The 4,125-nt window shown below is 72.1% G+C and carries 5 protein-coding genes; 1 reads left to right on the plus strand and 4 read right to left on the minus strand.

What is annotated here, in order from left to right:
- Positions 1–164: 164 nt before the first annotated feature.
- Together ligD and Q7T52_RS07655 are read right to left on the minus strand one after the other, a co-directional pair.
- Positions 165–1,109 carry a non-homologous end-joining DNA ligase gene (gene ligD / locus Q7T52_RS07650; RefSeq protein ID WP_304801050.1) on the minus strand — a complete coding sequence of 315 codons (945 nt, stop codon included), beginning with the start codon at positions 1,107–1,109 and terminating at the stop codon, positions 165–167.
- 16 nt (positions 1,110–1,125) lie between these two features.
- Positions 1,126–1,689 carry a Uma2 family endonuclease gene (locus Q7T52_RS07655; protein ID WP_304801052.1) on the minus strand — a complete coding sequence of 188 codons (564 nt, stop codon included), beginning with the start codon at positions 1,687–1,689 and terminating at the stop codon, positions 1,126–1,128.
- A gap of 135 nt (positions 1,690–1,824) precedes the next feature.
- On the opposite strand from Q7T52_RS07655, the gene Q7T52_RS07660 reads away from it, so the two are divergent.
- Positions 1,825–2,826, plus strand: coding sequence for a Ku protein (locus Q7T52_RS07660; protein WP_304801054.1), 1,002 nt, complete (start codon positions 1,825–1,827; stop codon positions 2,824–2,826).
- A gap of 6 nt (positions 2,827–2,832) precedes the next feature.
- Here the strand turns inward: Q7T52_RS07660 and Q7T52_RS07665 are convergent, their stop codons facing one another.
- Entirely contained in the window at positions 2,833–3,447 is a 615-nt protein-coding gene (locus Q7T52_RS07665; RefSeq protein WP_304801056.1) for a hypothetical protein, read from the minus strand.
- 39 nt (positions 3,448–3,486) lie between these two features.
- Positions 3,487–4,125 (minus strand): SDR family NAD(P)-dependent oxidoreductase (locus Q7T52_RS07670; protein ID WP_304801058.1); only part of this gene is annotated, 639 nt, incomplete at its 5' end.

Below are 4,125 nucleotides of genomic sequence, written 5' to 3' on the forward strand. Positions count from 1 at the left end.
TGCTCACGGTGGCTGAGGTGCGAGCGGAGCGAGCCTCGAGGCCCCGTCGGCAGCCGACGGCGGATGAGGTGCGAGCGGAGCGAGCCTCGAAGCCCCGTCGGCAGCGCCGGCCGGAGCCGGTGGCGCGACGAGGGCAGCGACGAGGGCGAGCGTGGCGAGGGTCTTCACAGGTCCTCCGGGGTCAGGTCGGTGCGGATGCCGCGGTAGGACGGCTGGCGCAGCCGCGGGTAGCCCTGGCCGTGCGAGTCGAGGTCGACGACGAGCACGGGGTCGAGCCAGAACGTGCCGGAGGCGTCCACCCGGGGCACCTCGTCGGCGAACGGGCTGTCGTGGCGGGCCAGCCCGGCGACCGCCTCGGTCAGCGCGCGGCTCTGCTTGGCGGCGATGCCGCTGCCGACGCGACCGCGGAACATCAGCCCGTCGGGCGTGACCTCGCCGACGAGCAGCGCGGCGAGCCGGTCGGTGGTGCCCTCCTGGGGCCGCCAGCCGCCCACGACGTAGGACGACCGGAACCGGTGGGCGAACTTGAGCCAGTGCTGGCTCCGCTCCCCCGGGCGGTAGGGCGACGCCAGCCGCTTGCTGACGATGCCCTCGAGGCCCTGCTGGATGGTCGCCTCGTGGAGCATCGCGCCGTCGTCGTACGACGCCGGCACCTGCCACGGGGAGCCCTCGAGCACCTCAGTGAGCCGGGCGCGGCGGGTCGCGAGCGGCTCTCGGGTGAGGTCGTCGCCGTCGAGGCGCAGCAGGTCGAAGACCATGAACGTGACGGGCACCGTGGTGACCAGGCGCTGCACCGACGAGGCCCGGCGCACGTGCATCCGCTCCTGGAGGGTGCGGAAGTCGGGGACGCCGGCGGCGTTGAGCGCGATGACCTCGCCGTCGACGAGCAGGTCGCGGCGGCGCAGCCCGCGCACCTCGCGGAGCCCCTCGGCCACGTCGGGCCAGGCACCGGTCACGTCGTTGTCGTTGCGGCTGGTCAGCCGGTAGCGGCCCCGGTCGCCGTAGCCGGCGGAGTCGGCGAGGATCCGCATCCCGTCCCACTTGACCTCGTGCGCCCACTCCCCGCCGGTCGGCACGTGGTCGCCGGTCGTGGCGAGCATGGGGCGCATGCCCCCATCTAACCCGTCAGGGCCGGCCTCGGGTGAGGTCGTCGACGGAGAGGTCGATCGCGAACGGCACGGCGACCGAGAGCGTCTCGCCCTCGCCCCAGGTGCCGACCTCGGTGTAGACGGCGTCGCCCTCGCCCAGGACGTAGGCGGTGACGGACACCTCGGGGTCGGTCTCGACCCGCCAGTAGGCGAGCAGTCCATGGGCGGCGTACTCCGCGGGCTTGGTGACCCGGTCGGTCGTGGTCGAGCTGGGCGACACGATCTCGATCGCCAGGTGGACGTCGGCGGCGGCCAGCTTGGTGGTGTCGTCGGTGTCCAGGTCGACGACGACCAGGTCCGGCAGGCGGTAGGTCGGCTCCAGGTCGACGGCCATCGGGCCCACGGTGATGACGTGCGGCGGAAGCACCTCGCGCAGGCACCGGCGGAGGAGCTCACCCACCACCTCGTGCCGCAGCGCCGGCCCGGGGCTCACGACCAGGGCCCCGTCGACGATCTCGTAGCGCCATCCCGACTCGTCGGGCAGGGACTGGAGGTCGTCGAACGTCCACGGTCCGACCTTCTCGGGAACGAGCTCGACCACGACCACACCTTCCGACCCCTCCAGTCTGTCACGCGCCTCGATCACGGGCGCCAGCCTGCGGTAGCCGGCCGACCCACGCCACCGGCGTACGACTGCCTGTGGACAACCCTGTGGAGTGACGGGTGATACTGGGTCATGCGTGCGATCTGGAAGGGCGCGGTCTCCTTCGGGCTGGTCAGCGTGCCCGTGAAGCTCTACTCCGCGACCGAGAGCCACGACGTGTCGTTCCGTCAGGTGCACGAGAGCGACGGCGGTCGCATCAAGTACCAACGGGTCTGCTCGATCGACGGCGAGGAGGTGCCCTACGCCGAGATCGCCAAGGGCTACGAGACCGAGGACGGCGAGATGGTCATCCTCACCGACGACGACATGGCCGCGCTGCCGTCGACGTCGTCGCGCGAGATCGCGGTCGAGAAGTTCGTGCCGAGCGACCAGATCGACCCGATGCTGTTCGAGAAGTCCTACTACCTCGAGCCCGAGAAGACCGGGGCCAAGCCCTACGCCCTGCTACGCCAGGCCCTGCTCGACGCCGACCGGATGGCGGTCGTGACGGTCGCGCTGCGCCAGCGCACCACCGTCGCGGTGCTGCGGGTGCGCGACGACGTGATCGTGCTGCAGACCATGATGTGGCCCGACGAGATCAGGAAGCCCGACTTCCAGATCGACACCGGTGAGGTCAAGGACTCCGAGGTCAAGATGGCCACGATGCTCGTCGAGACCCTCGCCGGCGACTTCGACTCCGCCGACTACGAGGACGACTACGCCGACGCCGTCAAGGACCTCGTGACGACCAAGATCGAGGGCGGCGAGATCAAGCGGACCCCCACCTCGACCAAGACCGGCGGCGAGGTCGTCGACCTGCTCGCGGCGCTGCAACGCTCGGTCGCGGCCGCCAAGACCGCCCGTGGCGAGTCGGTGCCGAAGGAGGCCGAGGACGCCGACGACTCCGACGACTCCGAGGACGACGACGAGGACGAGAAGCCGGCCAGGAAGACCGCGGCGAAGAAGTCGACCGCCAAGAAGTCGACCGCCAAGAAGTCGACGACCAAGAAGACCGCCGCCAAGAAGGCCCCGGCCAAGAAGACCGCCGCCAAGAAGTCGACCACGAAGAAGACCGCGGCCAAGAAGGCCAGCTGACCCGGGTCAACCAGCCCCACCGCGGGACCGCACCAGCACGACCCCGCCGGCCAGCGTGACCACCAGCCCGACGAACAGCCCCAGCGCGAGCACCTCCGCGCCGCTCCCGTCGGAGCCGGAACCCCCATCACCCAGGCGATCACCCGGGCGACCCCGCGGCTCGAGCGCCCCCTCCGGCACCTCCCGGGCCTCGCCCGGACCGAGGTCGCGCTCGGCCTCGGCGATCACGGCGTCGTCGACGACCGACGGGCCGCCGCAGGAGCCCACGCGGGCCACCGCGCCGTCGAGGCTGGTGCTGAACAGCCGGGTCTGCCCGGCCTCGAGGCTGGTCAGGCCGCAGGCCGTGCCCTCGGCCTCGGTGGCGACGGTGACCTCGTCCGGGACGTCGCCGCGATAGACGTGGGTGACGACGGCCGCGACCTCGACCTCACCGGTGCCGTCCTCGGGCAGGTCCTCGACGACGGTCGCCACGAAGACCTCCGGCCCCCAGGTCGGCGGCGCCTCGGGATCGACGAGCTCGCAGCTGCAGGCCGCGGCCGGGGTGGCCGTGGTGACGACCAGCACCGGCACCGCGACGGCGGCCAGGACGGGGAGGAGGAGCAGGCGGAGGACCCAGGTCATGCGGGTCCGACGTCCACCCACCCCGGTCAGGTTCCCCGGTCAGGTTCCTGAGCGGTCCGCGCGGTCCATTCGGTGCATCACCCAGTCGGCGAGCCGCGGCGTGACCAGGTTGAGGACGTCGCCCGCGCGACCGGCGGCGACGTTCCACGACACGGGCCGGTCCTCGAGCGCCCGTACGACGCGCGCCGCGGCCTCGTCGGCGGTCATCGCCGGCCACCCCCGGTAGTGCTCCACCGTCGTGGCGACCATCGGCGTGTGCACCAGCCCGAACCGCATGTTGGTGAAGGTGACGTTGTCGTCCCACGTCTCGCGCGCGGCGATCCGGGCCCACGTGTCGAGCGCCGCCTTGGACGCGAGGTAGGCCGAGAACCGCGGCGCCTTGAGCTGCACGCCCCACGACACGATGTTGACGACGTGCCCGAACCGCTGGTCGCGCATCGCCGGCAGCAGCCCCATCGTCAGCCGCACCGGCCCGAAGTAGTTGATCGCCATCGTCCGCTCGACGTCGTGGAACCGCTCGTGGCTCGCCCGCAGCGACCGCCGGATCGACCGGCCGGCGTTGTTGACCAGGTAGTCCACCGGGCCGTGCTCGGCGAGCACCCGCTCGACGAGGGCATCGACGGCGGCGCCGTCGGTCAGGTCGCAGGGGTACGCCGCCGCGTGGCCGCCCGCCGCTGC

The organism is Nocardioides sp. (genome assembly GCF_030655615.1).
Classification (GTDB): Bacteria; Actinomycetota; Actinomycetes; order Propionibacteriales; family Nocardioidaceae; genus Nocardioides.

Excerpts from the sequence above, each read along its gene's own strand:
- Q7T52_RS07665 (WP_304801056.1), bottom strand. The coding sequence starts at position 3,447 with ATGACCTGGGTCCTCCGCCTGCTCCTCCTCCCCGTCCTGGCCGCCGTC.
- Q7T52_RS07660 (WP_304801054.1), top strand. The coding sequence starts at position 1,825 with ATGCGTGCGATCTGGAAGGGCGCGGTCTCCTTCGGGCTGGTCAGCGTG.
- ligD (WP_304801050.1), bottom strand. The coding sequence starts at position 1,109 with ATGCGCCCCATGCTCGCCACGACCGGCGACCACGTGCCGACCGGCGGG.